We start from the raw sequence: 17844 nt of genomic DNA on the forward strand, positions 1-17844 counted from the left end.
GCAAGGAGAGCAGCATGAGTGATGAGCAACTGCCACTGCCTACGCCGAGCCATGAGATTCGGCAATGGGCGATGTTCTGTCACCTGTCTGCCCTGCTGGGGATCTGGGTGCCTTTCGGCACGCTGATCGGGCCGCTGATCCTCTGGCAGATGAAGCGCGATAGCGACCCCTTTATCGACGCCCAGGGCAAGGAAGCCTTGAACTTCCAACTGACGGTCGCCATCGCTTCGGCGGTGTGCTTCCTGTTGATGCTGGTGCTGATCGGCTTTGTCCTGATCGGCCCACTGGTGATCGGCGCCCTGGTGCTGACCATCATTGGCGGGGTCAAGGCCGGGGAAGGAGTCGCTTATCGCTACCCCTTCACCTGGCGCCTGATCAAGTAGGCGAGCGAGCACAAAAAAACCGACAGCGCTGTCGGTTTTTTTGTGCCTGTGAAAGGACCCTTAGATGGTCAGCGTCCAGTCATAGTCGACGATCAGCGGCGCGTGCTGCGAGAAGCGCGGCTGCCGTGGCAGGCGCGCACTGCGGACAAAACGGCGCAGGCCGGGGGTCAGCAGCTGGTAGTCGAAACGCCAGCCCAGATTGAGCATCTCCGCCTGTTCGTTGTCCGGCCACCAGCTGTACTGGTCGCCTTCGCGGCTGACTTCGCGCAGGGCATCGACATAACCCATATTGCCGATGATCTCGTCCATCCAGGCGCGTTCAGGCGCCAGGAAGCCCGGAGATTGCTGGCTGTCGCGCCAGTTCTTGATATCCAGCTTCTGCTGCGCCACATACAACGAGCCACAATAAATGTACTCGCGACGTTTGCGCCGCTGCTTGTCCAGATAACGGGCGAAGTCGTCCATTAGCTTGAACTTCTGGTTCAAGTCTTCATCGCCATTCTGCCCTGATGGAAGCAGCAAGGTCGCGATGCTGACCTTGTCGAAATCGGCTTGCAGGTAGCGCCCGTAACGATCGGCTGTCTCGAAGCCGAGGCCGCTGATGACCGCCTTCGGCTGCAACCGCGAATACAAAGCCACACCGCCTTGGGCAGGGACTTCGGCATCGCAGGCATAAAGGAAGTAGCCGTCCAGTTGGAAGGCTGGGTCGTCCAGTTCAAAGGCAGAGGCGCGGGTGTCCTGCAGGCAGATGACGTCGGCATTCTGTGCCTGCAGCCAACTGAGCAAACCACGCTCCACTGCAGCCTGAATACCATTGACGTTCACACTGATGATCCGCATAAATGGCCCCAAAAATCACGTGCGTGTATGATACCCGAGCTCTACTTAATTAGCTAAATCCGTGGTATCTGGGGTTTTTTCATGCAGGCGTATCAGCGCGATTTCATTCGTTTTGCCATCGATCGCGGGGTTTTGCGCTTCGGTGAGTTCACCCTGAAGTCCGGGCGCACCAGTCCTTACTTCTTCAATGCCGGCCTTTTTAACTCGGGTTCCGCGCTGGCGCAGCTGGGGCGTTTCTACGCCGCAGCCATCGCTGAAAGCGGTATTGCGTTCGATGTGCTGTTCGGCCCGGCCTACAAAGGCATCCCGCTGGCGGCAACCACTGCCGTGGCGCTGGCCGAGCACCATGACCGTGATTTGCCATGGTGCTTCAACCGCAAGGAAGCCAAGGCCCACGGCGAAGGCGGCAGTCTGGTCGGCGCGCCGCTGACCGGTGAAGTGCTGATCATCGACGACGTGATCACCGCTGGCACCGCGATCCGTGAAGTGATGCAGATCATCGCTTCCCAGGACGGCGCCAAGGCCGCCGGTGTGCTGATCGCCCTGAACCGTCAGGAGCGTGGCAACGGCGAGCTGTCGGCCATTCAGGAAGTCGAGCGTGATTTCGGCATCCCGGTCATCAGCATCGTGTCGCTGAACCAGGTACTGGAGTTCCTGGCTGACGATCCGCAGCTCAAGCAGCACCTGCCAGCCGTGGAAGCCTATCGCGCCCAGTTCGGCGTCTGATCGCTTCTTCATGGCCAAAAAAGACCCCGCTCAGTCAGGCTGAGCGGGGTCTTTTTGTTTGCGCTTCGGCTTACGGACGCTTGCGATTGCTGATCAGCGTACCCACACCGGTGTCGGTGAAGATTTCCAGCAGGATCGCGTTCGGCACGCGACCGTCGATGATCAGCGAACTGCCGACCCCGCCCTGTACCGCTTCCAGGGCGCAGCGGATCTTCGGCAGCATGCCGCCATAGATAGTGCCGTCGGCGATCAGCTCATCCACCTGCTGGGTGCTCAGGCCGGTCAGCACCTTGCCCGACTTGTCCATCAGGCCGGCGATATTGGTCAGCAGCATCAGTTTCTCGGCCTTCAGTGCTTCGGCCACCTTGCCCGCCACCAGATCGGCGTTGATGTTGTACGACTCACCGTTCTCACCCACGCCAATCGGCGCGATCACCGGGATGAAGTCACCCTTGACCAGCAGGTTGAGCAGGTCGGTATTGATCCCGACCACTTCGCCCACATGGCCGATATCGATGATTTCCGGGGTGGTCATTTCCGGTGTCTGTCGAGTCACGGTGAGCTTCTTCGCACGGATCAGCTCGGCGTCCTTACCGGTCAGGCCGATGGCGCTGCCGCCGTGACGGTTGATCAGGTTGACGATGTCCTTGTTCACCTGGCCACCGAGCACCATCTCCACCACGTCCATGGTCTGTGCGTCGGTAACGCGCATGCCATCGACGAAGTGGCTTTCGATCGACAGGCGCTTGAGCAAGTCACCGATCTGCGGGCCGCCGCCGTGCACCACCACCGGGTTGATCCCGACAGCCTTCATCAACACGATGTCGCGGGCGAAGCCGGTCTTCAGCTCTTCGCTCTCCATAGCGTTGCCGCCGTACTTGATCACCAGGGTCTTGCCGACATAGCGGCGAATGTAAGGCAGCGCTTCGGATAGGACCTTGGCGGTATTGGCGGCGGCATCGCGTTCGATGGTCATTCAGGGCTCCGGTGTTTCAAGCGTTCAAAACGGTAGTTGGAGATCAGGTGCAACACGTTTCAGCTGGACGTGGAATACGTCCTTGATTCGCTGCAGTTCGGCTTGGTCATCGGCCTCGAAGCGCAGCACCAGCACAGGGGTGGTGTTGGAGGCGCGAACCAGGCCCCAGCCCTTGGCATAGTCGACTCGCACGCCGTCAATGGTGGTCAGTTCGGCGCCTGCGCCCCACTGTGCGTCGTGCAAGGCATCAATGATGCTGAATTTGCTCTCTTCGGTCACATGGATATTGATTTCCGGCGTGGAAATATCGTCCGGGAAGGTGGCGAACAGCTCTTGCGCGGTGGATTTTTCCTTGCTGAGAATCTCCAGCAGCCGTGCGGCGCTGTAGATGCCGTCGTCGAAACCGAACCAGCGTTCCTTGAAGAACACGTGGCCACTCATTTCGCCGGCCAACAGGGAGCCGGTCTGTTTCATTTTCTTTTTGATCAACGAGTGACCGGTCTTCCACATTAGCGGGCGACCACCATATTCCTTGATCAGCGGTATCAGGCGGCGGGTGCATTTGACGTCGAAGATGATCTCCGCGCCAGGGTTGCGCGCCACCACATCCTTGGCGAACAGCATCAGCAGACGGTCGGGGAAGACAATACTGCCAGTGTTGGTCACCACGCCGACGCGGTCGCCGTCACCGTCGAAGGCCAGCCCCAGGTCGGCCCCGGTTTCCTTTACCTTGGCGATCAAGTCCTCGAGGTTCTCGGGTTTGCCCGGGTCCGGGTGGTGGTTGGGGAAGTTGCCATCCACTTCGCAGAACAGCGGGATCACTTCACAGTTCAAGGCTTCCAGCAGTTGTGGCGCGATAACCCCGGCGGCGCCGTTGCCGCAGTCCACCACGACTTTCAGGCGTCGGGCCAGTTTTACGTCCCGGGTGATTTCATCGGCATAGCGCGGCAGGATATCGACCTGGGTGATGCTGCCCTTGGCGCTGCTCAGGTTGTTGTCTTTGAGGCGCTGGTGCAGGGCCTGGATCTGTTCGTTGGCCAGGGTATCGCCGGCGATGACGATCTTGAAACCGTTGTAATTCGACGGGTTGTGGCTGCCGGTGAGCATCACCCCGGACTTGCCCGCCAGCACGTTGGCGGCGTAGTACAGGGCCGGAGTCGGCACCAGGCCGACATCGCTGACATGGCAACCGCTGTCGTACAGGCCCTGGATCAGTTGTTCCACCAGCTCCGGCCCGGACAAGCGGCCGTCGCGACCCACGGATACATTGGGTTCGTCCTGGGCCAGGCTCTGGGCGCCGATGGCGCGGCCGATCCAGTAGGCGGTTTCGGCGGTCAGGGTTTCCGGCACCACGCCGCGAATGTCGTAGGCGCGGAAGATGCTGTCGGGAAATTTCGGGGCGACTTTAGCTGCATTGCTCATCACTGAGGGTGCTCCATCTGAAAGGGGGCAGTACGGCCGAGAGTTGACAGGTCGGCAGGCTCAAACTGAAGGGTATGACGGCGTTTTCAGCATAGAGTTCGTACTGTGAAAGTGCCATCCGGCGGGCTTTTGCCGGCCTTTCGGCAGCCAAGTGCCCGGTTTCCGGCTTCGAAGCGAGATACAACTGCGGGCGCCTTTTTGTCCCTCGTTGCCCTGTTGCAACGCTTGAGCCGGGCAAGGTGCCCGGCTCGAAGAAGTGCCATCAGTGGCTGCCGGAGTGACCGAAACCGCCTGCGCCGCGCTGGCTTTCGTCAAAGGCCTCGACCACCTCGAAGTGCGCCTGGACCACGGGCACCAGCACCAGTTGGGCGATGCGCTCGCCAACGGCGATATTGAAAGCGGTCTGGCCGCGGTTCCAGCAGGACACCATCAGTTCGCCCTGGTAGTCCGAATCGATCAGCCCCACCAGGTTGCCCAGTACGATGCCGTGCTTATGCCCCAGGCCGGAGCGCGGCAGGATCAGCGCTGCCAGGCCCGGATCGCCGATATAGACCGACAAGCCGGTAGGGATCAGCAAGGTCTGGCCCGGCTCCAGTACGGTGTCTTCCTTGAGCATGGCGCGCAGGTCGAGGCCGGCAGAGCCTGGCGTGGCGTACTGCGGCAGAGGGAATTCATTGCCGATGCGTGGGTCGAGGATCTTGGCTTGTAGAGCGTGCATGAAAGTTAAACCTGGTTCAGCCGTTCGGCGATAAAAGAGATCAGTTGGCGGGCAATCTTGCCCTTGCTGGTCTGGGCGAAGAGAGTTGCGTGCAACTCCCGGTCAATCACGCTGCAGGCGTTTTCCTCGCTGTTGAAGCCAATGCTCGGGTTGGCCACGTCGTTGGCGACGATCAGGTCGAGGTTCTTGTCCTTCAATTTGCGTGCAGCGTAGTCGAGCAAGTTTTCGGTTTCTGCGGCGAAACCGACACTGAAAGGACGATCCGGACGGCTGGCGATGGTGGCCAGGATGTCTGGGTTGCGCACCATCTGTAGTAGCAGGCCGTCACCTTTCGTAGGGTCTTTCTTTAATTTCTGTGGGGCGACTACTTCAGGGCGGTAGTCCGCGACCGCCGCAGAGGCGATGAAAACGTCACAGGGCATCGCGGATTCACAGGCCGCGAGCATGTCGCGAGCGCTGACCACGTCGATCCGCGTGACTCTGTCGGGGGTTGGCAGGTGTACGGGGCCGGTGATCAGGGTCACCCGGGCACCGGCCTCCACGGCAGCCTCGGCCAGGGCGAAGCCCATTTTTCCTGAGCTATGGTTGGTGATGTAGCGCACCGGATCGATGTTTTCCTGGGTCGGCCCCGCGGTAATCAGCAAGTGCTTGCCGGTCAGTGCCAGGTGCTGGAAACACTCGGCAGCGCAGTGCGCCAGGTCGTTGGCTTCCAGCATCCGGCCCAGGCCGACGTCGCCACAGGCCTGGCTCCCGGAGGCAGGGCCGAAGACCTTCAGGCCGCGGCTTTGCAGCAGTTGGGTATTGGCTTGGGTGGCCGGGTCGCGCCACATGGCCTGGTTCATGGCCGGGGCGATGGCGACAGTGGCGTCGGTGGCCAGCACCAGGGTGGTCAGCAGGTCATCGGCAATGCCCTGGGCCAGGCGCGCGATCAGGTCGGCGGTGGCCGGGGCGATCAGCACCAGGTCGGCCCATTTGGCCAGCTCGATGTGGCCCATGGCGGCTTCGGCCGCCGGGTCCAGCAGGTCGAGATGGACCGGGTGCCCGGAGAGAGCCTGCATGGTCAGCGGGGTGATGAACTCGCTGCCACCCCGAGTCATGACCACGCGAACTTCCGCGCCCTGGTCGAGGAGTCGGCGAACCAGCTCCGCGCTCTTGTAGGCAGCAATGCCGCCGCCGACGCCGAGCACGATGCGTTTCCGATACAGCCGCTGCATAGGCCTGTCTTTCCGTTCAGTGAGTGCTGCGTGGCATGCCCCCTCCCCAGGAGAAATACCACGCAAAAAAGAGGGGCCTAAAGATAGCACAGCGCCCGCTGTGGAACAGCGGCGCCATGCACAGGGAGGAGTGATGAGCATTCGTGACTGGCCCGCGGCGGAGCGCCCGCGGGAACGGCTTCTGGAGCAGGGCGCGGTCAGCCTTTCCGATGCCGAACTGCTGGCGATCTTCCTGCGCACCGGGGTGGCCGGCAAGAGCGCGGTGGATCTGGCGCGGCACCTGTTGCAGTGTTTTGGCAGCCTGCGCGGGCTGCTGGAGGCCGACCAGGCGACCTTCACCCGGCAACTGGGGCTGGGGCCGGCCAAGTACGCCCTGCTGCAGGCGGTGCTGGAAATGGCCCGCCGCCACCTGGCACAGAAACTCCACCGGCAGTCGGCGCTGGAGAGCCCGCTGGTGGTGCGTGATTACCTGAAGTCGATGTTGCGCCATGAGCCCCATGAGGTGTTCGGCTGCCTGTTTCTCGACACCCGGCATCGGGTACTGGCCTTTGAGGTGCTGTTTCACGGTTCGATCGACAGCACCATGGTCTACCCGCGGCAGGTGCTCAAGCGGGTGCTGGCCCATAACGCGGCGGCGGTGATTCTCTGCCACAACCATCCATCGGGCATCTGCGAGCCGAGCCCTGCCGATCGGGTGCTGACCCGGCGCCTGCAGGAGGCGCTGGACCTGATCGATGTGCGGGTGCTGGATCACTTCATCGTCGGCGAGGGCGATCCGCTGTCGATGGCCGAGTTCGGCTGGATCTGAGCCCCCGGCAAGCCTGGTGCTCGCTACCGCCCTATTTCAGGCTGACCTTGGAATAGTCCTGGCGACCGAAGGGGCTCACCTGATAACCCTCGACTTGCTTGCGGGTCAGGGCGAAGGCGGTTGGGTGGGCCAGGGGCAGCCACAGCGCCTGCTGCTGGATCTGGGTCTGGGCCTGTTGATACAGCTTGCTGCGCACCCCTTGCTCGCTGGTGGTCTTGCCGGCGGTGATCAGCTTGTCCAGGTTTTGCTCGCAGTAACGGGCGAAGTTGGTCCCGGACTTGACCGCGGCGCAGGTGAACTGTGGCGAGAGGAAGTTATCCGGGTCGCCGTTGTCGCCGGCCCAGCCCATGAACAGCAGGTCGTGCTCGCCGGCCTTGGCCCGGCGAATCAGCTCGCCCCATTCGATCACGCGGATTTCCGCCTGGATGCCCACCTGGGCCAGGTCTGCCTGCAGCAGTTGCGCGCCCAGGCTTGGGTTGGGGTTGAGCAGGCTGCCGGAAGGGCGGGTCCAGATGGTGGTTTCGAAACCCTTCTTCAGCCCGACCTTGGCCAGCAACTGGCGCGCCTTTTCCGGGTCGTGGGCATAGCCGGGCAGGTCCTTGGCGTAGCTCCAGGTATTGGGCGGGTAAGGGCCGTTGGCGGCCTCGGCGGTGCCTTCGAACACGGCCTTGAGGTAGTTCGACTTGTCGAACGCCAGGTTGATCGCCTGGCGTACTTCCGGCTTGTCCAGGGGGGGGTGCTGGCTGTTGATGGCGACGAAAGCGGTCATAAAGGCCGCAGTCTGCTCGATCTTCAGGTTCGGGTCTTCACTGGCGGCCTGGACGTCCAGGGGCTTGGGCGACAAGGCGATCTGGCACTCGTTGCGCCGCAGTTTCTGCAGGCGCACGTTGGCGTCCGGGGTGATGGCGAAGATCAGCGAGTCCACTGCCGGCTTGCCGGCAAAGTAGTCGCGGTTGGCCTTGTAGCGGATCGCCGCGTCCTTCTGGAAGCGGCCGAAGATGAACGGGCCGCTGCCGATCGGCTGGCTGTTGAGCTTCTCCGGAGTGCCGGCCTTGAGCAACTGGTCGGCGTACTCGGCGGAATAGATCGAGGCGAAGCCCATGCTCAGGGTGGCGAGGAAGGTCGAGTCGGCATGATCCAGGGTGAAGCGCACGGTCAGTGGGTCGAGGGCATCGATCTTCTTGATCAGGCTGGGCAGTTGCAGGGACTGGGCATGGGGAAAGCCGCTCTGGGCGATCTTGTGCCACGGCTGGGCCGGATCGAGCATGCGCTCGAAGCTGAACTTGACGTCCTCGGCGCTCAACTCGCGGCTGGGGGAGAAATAGTCGGTGCGATGGAACTTGACCTTCGGGTGCAGCTTGAACACATAGGTCAAGCCATCGGCGGAGACTTCCCAACTGTCGGCCAGGCTGGGCACCACCTTGCCGCTGCTGGCGTCGAAGTCCATCAGGCGGTTCATCAGCACGTCCGCCGAGGCGTTGGTGGTGGTCAGCGAGTTGTACTGCACCACATCGAAGCCTTCTGGGCTGGCTTCGGTGCAGACGCTCAGGGCGGCGGCCTGGGCCAGCGGGCTCAGAAGAACAGGGGCGAGCAGGAGCGGGAGGGCGGCGAGGCGCATGGTCGGGTTCCTTGTGCAGATCCAAAGCCCATCTGCAGGTGCAGTCTGGAAAGGCCTTACCCTAGTGATCTCTTTGGAAAATGACTATCCCTTTTGCATCCGGCTGTAAAACTCGGGTTGCGAGAGCGATTCACTGCCGATTGCTCGGCTGTTGGCGGCAGCTTTGTTCCTGCGGTGGCGGGGCAAATATATCCTGCGACGAGCGGTAGAATTCTGCGATAGCCTTTGCCGCAGGCGTTCGGCGCAAGAAAATCACGACTTTTCGTCATCCATGGCACAGCGGTTGTTGTTGCTATGGGGTCTTTCTGGTATAAAGCAGCGCTCTTTTCTAGGGGCCCGGTTCCTTCGCTTGTAGGTGTAGCCGGTAAGACCCTGAAGAAACGCGGCGCCTGGCGCCAACGACTGAGAGATTAAGCGGCCAACCCATGCCGGGTTGGGCATGTGGTTTTAGAGGGCTGAGGCATGTCTAGAGTCTGTCAAGTTACCGGTAAGGGTCCGGTGACTGGGAATAACATTTCCCACGCAAACAACAAAACCCGTCGTCGTTTCCTGCCGAACCTGCAGCATCACCGCTTCTGGGTTGAGTCCGAGAAACGTTTCGTGCGTCTGCGCGTATCTGCCAAAGGCATGCGTATCATCGACAAGCGCGGCATCGATGCCGTTCTGGCCGAAATTCGTCGCGATGGCGGCAAGGTTTAAGGGAGCTAATCATGCGTGAATTGATTCGTTTGATCTCGAGCGCCGGTACTGGTCACTTCTACACTACCGACAAGAACAAGCGCACTACTCCGGACAAAATCGAGATCAAGAAATATGATCCGGTTGTTCGCAAGCACGTGATCTACAAGGAAGGCAAAATCAAGTAATTGATTTTTCTTCTGACAAAAAAACCCGCCTTCAAGCGGGTTTTTTTGTGCCTGGAATTCAGGCTTTCTGTTCGAAGGCCACATAGACCTTGCGGCAGGGCTCCAGCACTTCCCAGGTGCCCTTGAAGCCGGCGGGGATGACGAAACGGTCGCCGGCCCGCAGGGTCTTGGCATTGCCTTCATGGTCGCGCAGCACCGACACGCCCTGAAGGATCTCGCAGTATTCATGCTCGGTGAAGTTCACCGTCCACTGGCCCACGGCGCCTTCCCAGATCCCGGCATTGAGCTGGCCGCAGGGGCTGCCGTAGTGATTGAACACCGCCTGTTCAGGATCGCCCTTGAGGATTTTCTCCGGGGCGGGGCGGTAGCGTTCGCCCTCGGTGTTGGCCTGGCTGAAGTCGACGACGTTGTGGATGCTCATTCTTGTATTCCCCCGTGATTGCGGCGCGAGCGGCTATGAAGGCCAAAGTCTATGTTTATTAAAATGCACATAGCAATGGCGTTAGCTGGTGCTTTGTCAAATATATTGAAAGTACAGGTGTCGCTGGTTTAGGGTGGCGGGTGCCTTTGGCCGAAAGCAGGATGGCCGGGCAGAATTCTTCGAGGGTGCCGGCGTTGTTCGCAGGCGCTCGTATGCCAATAAGAGGAGGACACTCGTATGACCACCCTGACTCGTGCCGATTGGGAACAACGTGCCCGCGACCTGAAAATCGAAGGTCGCGCCTATATCAACGGTGAGTACACCGCCGCTGTTTCCAATGACACCTTCGAGTGCATCAGCCCGGTAGACGGCCGCTTCCTGGCCAAGGTTGCCAGCTGTGATGCCGCCGACGCCCAGCGCGCCGTGGAAAATGCCCGCGCCACCTTCAATTCCGGTGCCTGGTCGCGCCTGGCACCGGCCAAGCGCAAGTCGGTGATGATCCGTTTTGCCGGCCTGCTCAAGCAGCACGCCGAGGAACTGGCGCTGCTGGAAACCCTGGACATGGGCAAGCCCATCAGCGACTCCCTGGACATCGACGTTCCCGGCGCGGCCCAGGCCCTGAGCTGGAGCGGCGAGGCCATCGACAAGATCTACGACGAAGTCGCCGCCACTCCCCACGACCAGCTGGGCCTGGTCACCCGTGAGCCGGTGGGTGTGGTCGCGGCCATCGTGCCGTGGAACTTCCCGCTAATGATGGCCTGCTGGAAACTCGGCCCGGCGCTGTCCACCGGTAACTCGGTGATCCTCAAGCCTTCGGAAAAATCCCCGCTGACCGCGATCCGCATCGCTGCCCTGGCCGTGGAAGCCGGGATTCCGGCCGGTGTATTCAACGTGCTGCCCGGCTACGGCCACACCGTGGGCAAGGCCCTGGCCCTGCATATGGACGTGGACACCCTGGTGTTCACCGGTTCGACCAAGATCGCCAAGCAACTGCTGGTGTACTCCGGCGAGTCCAATATGAAGCGCGTGTGGCTGGAAGCGGGCGGCAAGAGCCCGAACATCGTGTTCGCCGATGCCCCGGACCTGCAGGCCGCCGCTGAATCTGCCGCTGGCGCCATCGCCTTCAACCAGGGCGAAGTCTGCACCGCCGGCTCGCGCCTGCTGGTGGAGCGTTCCATCAAGGATAAATTCCTGCCGCTGGTGATCGAGGCCCTCAAGGACTGGAAACCGGGCAACCCGCTGGACCCGGCCACCAACGTCGGCGCCCTGGTGGACACCCAGCAGATGAACACCGTGCTGTCCTACATCGAGGCCGGGCATGCCGATGGCGCCAAGCTGGTGGCCGGCGGCAAGCGCACCCTGGAGGAAAGTGGCGGCACCTACGTTGAGCCGACGATTTTCGACGGTGTCAGCAATGCGATGAAGATCGCCCAGGAAGAGATCTTCGGCCCGGTGCTGTCGGTGATCGCCTTCGACAGCGTCGAAGAAGCGATCCAGATCGCCAACGACACCCCTTACGGCCTGGCGGCTGCGGTATGGACCGCGAACATCTCCAAGGCCCACCAGACTGCCCGGGCCCTGCGTGCCGGTAGCGTCTGGGTCAACCAGTACGACGGTGGTGACATGACCGCGCCGTTCGGTGGCTTCAAGCAGTCGGGCAATGGTCGCGACAAGTCGCTGCACGCGTTCGACAAGTACACCGAGCTGAAAGCAACCTGGATCAAGCTCTGAGCCCCAGGCTTTGAGGTGTTGGCGCCGTTAGCGGTGCCAGCACCGAAGAGCCGGCTCCCGCAGGCAACGCAGCCGGACTTTCCGCAAGGGGAGTCCGGCTGTGTTGTCTGGGCCCTACACAACAATGATCCACAGGAGTGTGGAAATGCGCTGGGCGACCTATTTCGCCGTTTTATCCGCTGTCTTGAGCGTTGGCCTGGCCCTGGGCATGACCATGCCGTTGGTGTCCTTGCGCCTGGAAAGCTGGGGTTACGGGCCTTTTGCGATTGGCGTGGTGGCGGCGATGCCGGCCATTGGCGTATTGCTGGGGGCCAAGCTGTCCAGTCGTCTGGCGGCTCGTTTCGGCACCGCCAGGCTGATGCGCTTGTGCCTGTGGGGCGGGGCGATCTCCATCGGCTTGCTGGCGCTGCTGCCCAACTACCCGTTGTGGCTGGTGCTGCGGCTGATCCTGGGGGTGGTGCTGACCATCATCTTCATTCTCGGCGAGAGCTGGATCAACCAGCTGGTGGTGGAGCAGTGGCGTGGGCGGCTGGTGGCGCTGTACGGCAGCGGTTATGCCTTGAGCCAGCTGGCCGGTCCGCTGCTGCTGGGGGTGCTGGGAACCGAGCGGGATTACGCTTTCTGGGCCTCGGTGGGGTTGCTGACGGTGGCGCCGCTGTTGCTGCTGGGGCGCAGCGGTGCGCCGGCCACCGAGTCCTGCAGCGTAACCCTGGTGGACCTCTGGCGCTTCTGCCAGGCGCTGCCGGCGATTGGCTGGGCGGTAGCGCTGTTCGCCACCTTCGAGGCGCTGATTCTTACCCTGTTGCCGGTCTACTGCCTGAGCCAGGGGTTCACCGAGGACGTGGCCCTGGCCATGGTCAGCACCGTGGTGGTGGGCGATGCATTGTTGCAGCTGCCCATTGGCGCCTTGGCCGATCGCCTGTCCCGGCGTGCCCTGTTCACCGGCTGTGCGGTGATCCTGCTGGGCTCCAGCCTGGCCATTCCGCTGCTGTTGGAAAGCCCGTTGATCTGGCCGCTGTGGGTCCTGTTCGGCGCCAGTGCCGGTGGCTTGTTCACCTTGTCGCTGATTCTGATTGGCGAGCGTTATCGCGATGACGCCCTGGTGCGGGCCAACGCCCATGTGGCGCAACTCTGGGGCATTGGTTGCCTGATCGGGCCGTTGGTGGCCGGGGCTGGCAGCCAGTGGGTCAGTGGCCACGCGATGTTGCTGCTGGTGGCCGCGGGCGCCTTGGGCCTGTTGATCCTGCTGCTGCGCCAGGGCGCCTTCGGCAATCCCCAGGCCCAGCCGCTGTAGTGGTTCAGAGCATGCGCTCCAGGCCGACCCGGGTGCTCAGCCAGGCATTGAAGCGGCGCCACCAGCTACCGGGTTCATGGGTCAGGACATGTTCCCGGCCCTGGTCCTCGGTGACCCAGAGCAGTTTGCCGCCCTCCAGCCGGACCTGATAGCTCAGGGCCGGCGCCATGCCCAGCAAGGCCAGGGCGCGGACATGCTCGGCCAGCTCCGGGCTGTCCACCAGCACCCCGACCTCGGTGTTCCACAGCACCGAGCGCGGGTCGAAATTGAACGAACCGATAAAGCTCTTCTGCCGGTCGAAGATCATCGCCTTGCTGTGCAGGCTGGAGTCGGAACCCTTGGACGAGCCGGCGTGAAACAGGCGCGGGCCGCTGCCGCCACCGCGCTCCCCGGGCTGGCGGCGCAACTCGTAGAGCTGCACCCCATGTTCCAGCAGGGCCTTGCGATAGGGTGCGTAGCCGCCATGTACCACCGGCACGTCGGTGGCTTCCAGGGAGTTGGTCAAAAGGCTCACCGCCACCCCGGCATCGGCGCGGCCGGTCAGGTACACCAGCCCCGGCTGGCCCGGAACGAAGTACGCCGAGATCATGATCAGTTCCTTGCTCACCCCCTGGAGCTCTGGCGCCAGCTGGGTGGTCAGCAGCAGGTGTGGATCGGGATCGCCCTTGGCCAGGACCTTGGCCGGCGCGTCCCACAGGGCCTGGTTCCAGGCCCAGATCAGCTCCTTGCGCCAGAGATCCATGCGCGGCTGGGCCTGGTAGGTCATCAGCCGGCGATACAGCGCCTGGTTCTGCCGGCGGCTGTCTTGCAGTGAATCCTCCAGGCGCTGGCGGGTGTTGGCCAGGGCCTTGGCCGTGGGCATCGGGGTCAGGAATTCAGCGATGGGCCGGCTCAGGGCGCTGTTCCAGTACTGGTCGAAGCTGTGGCCCAGTTGTTCGGCCACCGGCCCGACGCTGAGCATGTCGATATCGGTGAAGTTCAGATCCTGCTGGGCGCCGAAGTACTCGTCGCCCAGATTGCGCCCGCCGACTATGGCCACGCTGTTGTCCGCCAGCCACAGCTTGTTGTGCATGCGCCGATGCTGCTGCGAGAGGTTGAACAGGCGGCCCAGGGTTCGGGTCGGCAGGGTGCTGCGGCCCAGGTGCAGGGGGTTGAACAGGCGGATCTGGATCTGCGGGTGGGCGGCCAGGGTGGCGATGATCTGGTCCAGACCGTCGCTGGTGGTGTCATCCAGCAGAATGCGCACCCGCACCCCGCGGTCGGCGGCCTTGAGCAGCTCGTCCACCAGCATCCGGGTGCTGATGCCGTCGTGGACGATGTAGTACTGCAGGTCGAGGCTGCTCTGGGCGTTGCGGATCAGCTCGGCGCGGGCCATGAAGGCTTCGGTGCTGTGGGGCAGCAGGCGAAAACCGGAGCGCCCCTGGTGAGGCGCGGCCTGGGCACGGATCGATTGGGCGAAGCTCGAGTTTTTGGCGGCCAGCACCTGGCTGGGTTGGTAGGGCACTTCCTGGCTGGCGCAGCCGCCCAGGCCGAAACCCAGGAGCGCCAGCCAGATCAACCGCTGTATCGGGCTCAAGTCAGGTCATCTCACGTCAGGGCAGGGCCGTTGGTTGGGCGCTGCTTCAATCCAGGCTTTCGCTGAGCAGCTTGCTGGCGGCGGCGCCTACCTTGCGCACCGCATCTTCGACCTGTGCGGTTGGCTTGGCAGCGTAGTTCATCCGCAGGCAATTGCGGTACTTGCCCGAGGCGGAAAAGATGCTGCCCACGGCAATCTGCACGCCCTGGTCCAGCAGCACGCGGTTGAGTTTCAGGGCGTCGAAGCCTTCGGGCAATTCGATCCACAGCATAAAGCTGCCTTGAGGGCGGCTGGCGCGAGTGCCCACGGGAAAGTAGCGGCTGACCCAGTCGAGCATCAGGTCGCGATTGCGCTGGTATTGCATGCGCATCTTGCGCAGATGGGGTTCGAAATGGCCGCCCTTGAGGAATTCGGCGATGGCCACCTGGGGCTGCGGGGCGGTGGAACCGGTGCTGATGTACTTCATGTGCAGCACCCGTTCCAGGTAGCGGCCGGGCGCCACCCAGCCGATGCGCAGGCCCGGGGCCAGGGTCTTGGAGAAGGAGCTGCAGAGCAGTACCCGGCCGTCGTCGTCGAAGGACTTGATGGTGCGCGGCCGTGGGTAGGTGTAGGCCAGCTCGCCATACACATCGTCCTCGATGATCGCCACGTCGAAGCGCTGGGCCAGGGTCAGCAGGGCCCGCTTGCGCGGCTCCGGCATGATGTAGCCCAGGGGGTTGTTGCAGTTGGGAGTCAACTGTATGGCCTTGATCGGCCATTGCTCCAGGGCCAGTTCCAGGGCTTCCAGGCTGATTCCGCTGAGCGGGTCGGTAGGGATTTCCAGGGCCTTCATGCCCAGGCCCTTGAGGGTTTGCATGGCGCCGTGAAAGCTCGGCGAGTCCACCGCGACTATATCGCCGGGCTCGCAGATGGCGCGAATGCTGGTGGACAGCGCTTCGTGGCAGCCGGTGGTGATCACCAGGTCATTGGCCCCCAGCTGGCAGCCGGAATCCAGCATCAGCCGCGCCACCTGTTCGCGCAGTTCGAGCACGCCGTAGATGTTGTCGTAATACAGGCCGGGCATGTCCTGGCGCCGGCTGAGTCGGGCCAGGGCCCGCAGCAAGGGTTTCAGGGTGGGCGTGGTGATGTCCGGCATGCCGCGGCCCAGTTGCACCACATCCTTGCGCGGCACCGCACGAATCAGCTCCAGCACCTGGTCCCACTGGGAAATCTCCACCGGCCGCTGGGCCGGGCGCCCCACCGCTGGCAGGGCCGGCAGCTCGCGGCTGGGCGGGACGAAATACCCGGACTTGGGCTTGGGCATCGCCAGGCCATGGTCTTCCAGCAGGCGATAGGCCTGCTGCACGGTGCTCAGGCTGACCCCGTGCTCGACACTCAGGGCGCGCACCGAAGGCAAGCGATCGCCCGGGCGATAGAAGCCCTGTTCGATGCGTGTGCCCAAAAGTTCGGCGAGGTTCACATAGAGGGTCATGGCGTTGCCTCGAGATGGCGATCATAGGGAGCAGTACAGATGGGGCAAAAATACAGGATTCAGCGGCATTTTTGGCAAATCTGTATGGATTTAATACCGCTGTATTGAGTCTGTAATGCTTTTCGCTCGCCACGCATCATGTTTGCACAGGGCAACCCAAGGCAAACAGGAGCAGTGGAGATGAACGGCTTGAGCGATGTGCGTCTGTCGTTACGCGGTCAGGAGCTGGAGGCAGGGCAGGAGCGGGCGGTGGCGGCGAACTTGCCGCGTTGCACGCCGCCCGGCTTGAGTCGCTGGGGCCTGTACTGGCATCGACTGAGCACCCGCAAGGCATTGCTGAGCTTGACCGGCGAGCAGTTGCGGGATGTCGGCCTGAGCCACGAGGAGGCACTGGCCGAAGGCCTCAAGCCGTTCTGGCGGCTGTAGAGGCTGACTCTGGTCGCCGTTGCCGTGGCCTTGCGGGCGCGGCAGTGGCGGCCAGAGCTCAGAGCAGTTCCTTCAACCGGTGCCAGAGCATGCCCAGGGCCAGCAGCGGCGAGCGCAGGTGCTGGCCGCCGGGGAAGGTGATGTGCGGCACCTTGGCGAACAGGTCGAAGCCGCCGCCCTGCTGGCCGCTGATGGCTTCGCCCAACAGCTTGCCCGCCAGGTGCGTGGCATTCACCCCGTGGCCCGAGTAGGCCTGGGCGTAGTAGACGTTGGGCTGGTCCTTGAGTCGGCCGATCTGTGGCAGGCGGTTGGCGCCGATACCGATCATGCCGCCCCATTGATAGTCGATCTTCACCCCCGCCAGTTGCGGGAACACTTCCAACATCTTCGGTCGCATGTAGGCGCCGATGTCCTTGGGGTCGCGGCCGGAGTAGTGGCAGGCGCCGCCGAACAGCAGGCGTCGGTCGGCCGAAAGGCGGTAGTAGTCCAGGGCCACGCGCTGGTCGCAGACCGCCATGTTCTGTGGCAGCAGTTGCGCGGCCAGGTCCTGGCTCAAGGGCTCGGTGGCGATGATATAGCTGCCGGCGGGCAGCACCTTGCCCCCCAATTCGGGGTTGAGGTCATTGAGATAGGCGTTGCAGCCCAGCACCAGGGTCTTGGCGCGAACCCTGCCGCGGGCGCAGTGGACCTGTACCTCGGGGCCATAGTCGATGCGGGTCACCATCGAGTGTTCGAACAATTGCACACCCATCTGTTGCGCTGCCATGGCTTCGCCCAGGGCCAGGTTGAGCGGATGCAAGTGGCCCGAGCCCATGTCGATCAGGCCGCCGACGTAGCGCTTGGAACCCACCACGCTGTGCATTTCGTCGGCCTGCAGCAGCCGGGTCGGATGGCGGTAGCCCAGGCTGCGCAGCTCTTCGGCGTCTGCGGCGAAGCCTTCCAGGTCCGCCGGCTTGTTGGCCAGGTCGCAGTAGCCCCAGGTCAGGTCACAGGGGATCTGCCAGCGCTCGATGCGCTGGCGGACGATCTCCACCGCCTCCAGGCCCATCAGCTTCATCTGGCGCACGCCGTCACTGCCGATCACCTTGGTGAACTGTTCCAGGCCATGGCCGACGCCGCGAATCAGTTGTCCGCCATTGCGCCCGCTAGCGCCCCAGCCGACCTTGCGGGCCTCCAGAAGGATCACGCTGAAACCGCGCTCGGCCAGCTCCAGCGCGGTGTTGAGCCCGGAAAAGCCACCACCGACCACGCACACATCCGCCGTCAGCTCGCCTTCCAGGGTCGGGTAGTCAGGTTGCGGCAGGCTGCTGGCGGCGTAGTAGGAGGCGGCGTGCTGAAGGCTGGCGGGCATGGA

The 17844-nt window shown here is 63.0% G+C and carries 17 protein-coding genes and 1 pseudogene; 8 read left to right on the forward strand and 10 right to left on the reverse strand.

Features of this window, described 5'->3' with window-relative positions; all coding sequences use genetic code 11:
• Window positions 1-14 precede the first annotated feature (14 nt).
• Complete coding sequence (locus tag J4P02_RS03355; protein WP_426187791.1) at window positions 15-383, forward strand: DUF4870 domain-containing protein; 369 nt, start codon at window positions 15-17, stop codon at window positions 381-383.
• Between the two features lie 60 nt (window positions 384-443).
• Here the strand turns inward: J4P02_RS03355 and J4P02_RS03360 are convergent, their stop codons facing one another.
• Window positions 444-1223 (reverse strand): exodeoxyribonuclease III, encoded by a 780-nt coding sequence (locus J4P02_RS03360; protein ID WP_011064227.1) that lies wholly within the window; start codon window positions 1221-1223, stop codon window positions 444-446.
• A gap of 81 nt (window positions 1224-1304) precedes the next feature.
• Between J4P02_RS03360 and pyrE the strand changes: the two genes are divergently transcribed.
• Window positions 1305-1949 (forward strand): orotate phosphoribosyltransferase, encoded by a 645-nt coding sequence (pyrE, locus tag J4P02_RS03365; RefSeq protein WP_426187793.1) that lies wholly within the window; start codon window positions 1305-1307, stop codon window positions 1947-1949.
• Between the two features lie 70 nt (window positions 1950-2019).
• On the opposite strand, the gene argB is transcribed toward pyrE, so the two are convergent.
• The 4 genes and pseudogenes from argB to coaBC all read right to left on the reverse strand — a co-directional run bounded on the left by argB (window position 2020) and on the right by coaBC (window position 6279).
• Window positions 2020-2925, reverse strand: coding sequence for an acetylglutamate kinase (argB, locus tag J4P02_RS03370; protein ID WP_426187794.1), 906 nt, complete (start codon window positions 2923-2925; stop codon window positions 2020-2022).
• Between the two features lie 24 nt (window positions 2926-2949).
• A pseudogene (locus J4P02_RS03375) lies at window positions 2950-4350 on the reverse strand (phosphomannomutase/phosphoglucomutase); the annotation flags it as partial.
• 259 nt (window positions 4351-4609) lie between these two features.
• Window positions 4610-5065, reverse strand: a complete 456-nt coding sequence (gene dut, locus J4P02_RS03380) for a dUTP diphosphatase (protein WP_025130826.1) — start codon at window positions 5063-5065, stop codon at window positions 4610-4612.
• 5 nt (window positions 5066-5070) lie between these two features.
• Window positions 5071-6279 carry a bifunctional phosphopantothenoylcysteine decarboxylase/phosphopantothenate--cysteine ligase CoaBC gene (gene coaBC, locus J4P02_RS03385; RefSeq protein ID WP_426187795.1) on the reverse strand — a complete coding sequence of 403 codons (1209 nt, stop codon included), beginning with the start codon at window positions 6277-6279 and terminating at the stop codon, window positions 5071-5073.
• Between the two features lie 133 nt (window positions 6280-6412).
• On the opposite strand from coaBC, the gene radC reads away from it, so the two are divergent.
• Window positions 6413-7087: a RadC family protein gene (gene radC / locus J4P02_RS03390; protein ID WP_426187796.1), complete on the forward strand. Its 675-nt coding sequence runs from the start codon at window positions 6413-6415 to the stop codon at window positions 7085-7087.
• Between the two features lie 31 nt (window positions 7088-7118).
• Here radC and J4P02_RS03395 read toward each other — a convergent pair whose 3' ends face one another.
• Window positions 7119-8705, reverse strand: a complete 1587-nt coding sequence (locus tag J4P02_RS03395; protein WP_426187797.1) for an ABC transporter substrate-binding protein — start codon at window positions 8703-8705, stop codon at window positions 7119-7121.
• Between the two features lie 462 nt (window positions 8706-9167).
• Between J4P02_RS03395 and rpmB the strand changes: the two genes are divergently transcribed.
• Both rpmB and rpmG read left to right on the forward strand, forming a co-directional pair.
• Entirely contained in the window at window positions 9168-9404 is a 237-nt protein-coding gene (gene rpmB / locus J4P02_RS03400) for a 50S ribosomal protein L28 (protein ID WP_185696891.1), read from the forward strand.
• Window positions 9405-9415: 11 nt separating this feature from the next.
• A complete protein-coding gene (rpmG, locus tag J4P02_RS03405; protein ID WP_003177274.1) occupies window positions 9416-9571 on the forward strand; it encodes a 50S ribosomal protein L33 in 156 nt (51 codons plus the stop codon).
• 58 nt (window positions 9572-9629) lie between these two features.
• Here the strand turns inward: rpmG and J4P02_RS03410 are convergent, their stop codons facing one another.
• Window positions 9630-9992, reverse strand: a complete 363-nt coding sequence (locus tag J4P02_RS03410; protein ID WP_426187798.1) for a cupin domain-containing protein — start codon at window positions 9990-9992, stop codon at window positions 9630-9632.
• 237 nt (window positions 9993-10229) lie between these two features.
• Here J4P02_RS03410 and J4P02_RS03415 point away from each other — a divergent pair, with 237 nt between their 5' ends.
• Together J4P02_RS03415 and J4P02_RS03420 are read left to right on the forward strand one after the other, a co-directional pair.
• Window positions 10230-11723: an aldehyde dehydrogenase gene (locus J4P02_RS03415; protein WP_426187799.1), complete on the forward strand. Its 1494-nt coding sequence runs from the start codon at window positions 10230-10232 to the stop codon at window positions 11721-11723.
• 145 nt (window positions 11724-11868) lie between these two features.
• Complete coding sequence (locus tag J4P02_RS03420) at window positions 11869-13017, forward strand: MFS transporter (protein WP_426187800.1); 1149 nt, start codon at window positions 11869-11871, stop codon at window positions 13015-13017.
• 4 nt (window positions 13018-13021) lie between these two features.
• Here J4P02_RS03420 and J4P02_RS03425 read toward each other — a convergent pair whose 3' ends face one another.
• Together J4P02_RS03425 and J4P02_RS03430 are read right to left on the reverse strand one after the other, a co-directional pair.
• Window positions 13022-14593: a phospholipase D family protein gene (locus J4P02_RS03425; RefSeq protein ID WP_426187801.1), complete on the reverse strand. Its 1572-nt coding sequence runs from the start codon at window positions 14591-14593 to the stop codon at window positions 13022-13024.
• Window positions 14594-14639: 46 nt separating this feature from the next.
• On the reverse strand, window positions 14640-16064 hold the full coding sequence (locus tag J4P02_RS03430) for a PLP-dependent aminotransferase family protein (RefSeq protein ID WP_426187802.1): 1425 nt from the start codon (window positions 16062-16064) through the stop codon (window positions 14640-14642).
• A gap of 180 nt (window positions 16065-16244) precedes the next feature.
• Between J4P02_RS03430 and J4P02_RS03435 the strand changes: the two genes are divergently transcribed.
• Window positions 16245-16490: a DUF1127 domain-containing protein gene (locus J4P02_RS03435; protein WP_426187803.1), complete on the forward strand. Its 246-nt coding sequence runs from the start codon at window positions 16245-16247 to the stop codon at window positions 16488-16490.
• 58 nt (window positions 16491-16548) lie between these two features.
• On the opposite strand, the gene J4P02_RS03440 is transcribed toward J4P02_RS03435, so the two are convergent.
• Window positions 16549-17841, reverse strand: coding sequence for an NAD(P)/FAD-dependent oxidoreductase (locus J4P02_RS03440; protein WP_426187804.1), 1293 nt, complete (start codon window positions 17839-17841; stop codon window positions 16549-16551).
• Window positions 17842-17844: the final 3 nt, after the last annotated feature.

The sequence above is a fragment of the Pseudomonas sp. NFXW11 genome (genome assembly GCF_049887815.1).
Lineage (GTDB): Bacteria > Pseudomonadota > Gammaproteobacteria > Pseudomonadales > Pseudomonadaceae > Aquipseudomonas.

Bases quoted from the DNA above. Each gene is read 5' to 3' on its own strand.
- coaBC (WP_426187795.1), bottom strand. From the start codon at position 6,279: ATGCAGCGGCTGTATCGGAAACGCATCGTGCTCGGCGTCGGCGGCGGC.
- J4P02_RS03415 (WP_426187799.1), top strand. From the start codon at position 10,230: ATGACCACCCTGACTCGTGCCGATTGGGAACAACGTGCCCGCGACCTG.
- J4P02_RS03430 (WP_426187802.1), bottom strand. From the start codon at position 16,064: ATGACCCTCTATGTGAACCTCGCCGAACTTTTGGGCACACGCATCGAA.
- J4P02_RS03435 (WP_426187803.1), top strand. From the start codon at position 16,245: ATGAACGGCTTGAGCGATGTGCGTCTGTCGTTACGCGGTCAGGAGCTG.
- rpmB (WP_185696891.1), top strand. From the start codon at position 9,168: ATGTCTAGAGTCTGTCAAGTTACCGGTAAGGGTCCGGTGACTGGGAAT.
- J4P02_RS03440 (WP_426187804.1), bottom strand. From the start codon at position 17,841: ATGCCCGCCAGCCTTCAGCACGCCGCCTCCTACTACGCCGCCAGCAGC.
- dut (WP_025130826.1), bottom strand. From the start codon at position 5,065: ATGCACGCTCTACAAGCCAAGATCCTCGACCCACGCATCGGCAATGAA.
- radC (WP_426187796.1), top strand. From the start codon at position 6,413: ATGAGCATTCGTGACTGGCCCGCGGCGGAGCGCCCGCGGGAACGGCTT.
- J4P02_RS03410 (WP_426187798.1), bottom strand. From the start codon at position 9,992: ATGAGCATCCACAACGTCGTCGACTTCAGCCAGGCCAACACCGAGGGC.
- J4P02_RS03360 (WP_011064227.1), bottom strand. From the start codon at position 1,223: ATGCGGATCATCAGTGTGAACGTCAATGGTATTCAGGCTGCAGTGGAG.
- J4P02_RS03395 (WP_426187797.1), bottom strand. From the start codon at position 8,705: ATGCGCCTCGCCGCCCTCCCGCTCCTGCTCGCCCCTGTTCTTCTGAGC.
- rpmG (WP_003177274.1), top strand. From the start codon at position 9,416: ATGCGTGAATTGATTCGTTTGATCTCGAGCGCCGGTACTGGTCACTTC.
- argB (WP_426187794.1), bottom strand. From the start codon at position 2,925: ATGACCATCGAACGCGATGCCGCCGCCAATACCGCCAAGGTCCTATCC.
- pyrE (WP_426187793.1), top strand. From the start codon at position 1,305: ATGCAGGCGTATCAGCGCGATTTCATTCGTTTTGCCATCGATCGCGGG.
- J4P02_RS03355 (WP_426187791.1), top strand. From the start codon at position 15: ATGAGTGATGAGCAACTGCCACTGCCTACGCCGAGCCATGAGATTCGG.
- J4P02_RS03420 (WP_426187800.1), top strand. From the start codon at position 11,869: ATGCGCTGGGCGACCTATTTCGCCGTTTTATCCGCTGTCTTGAGCGTT.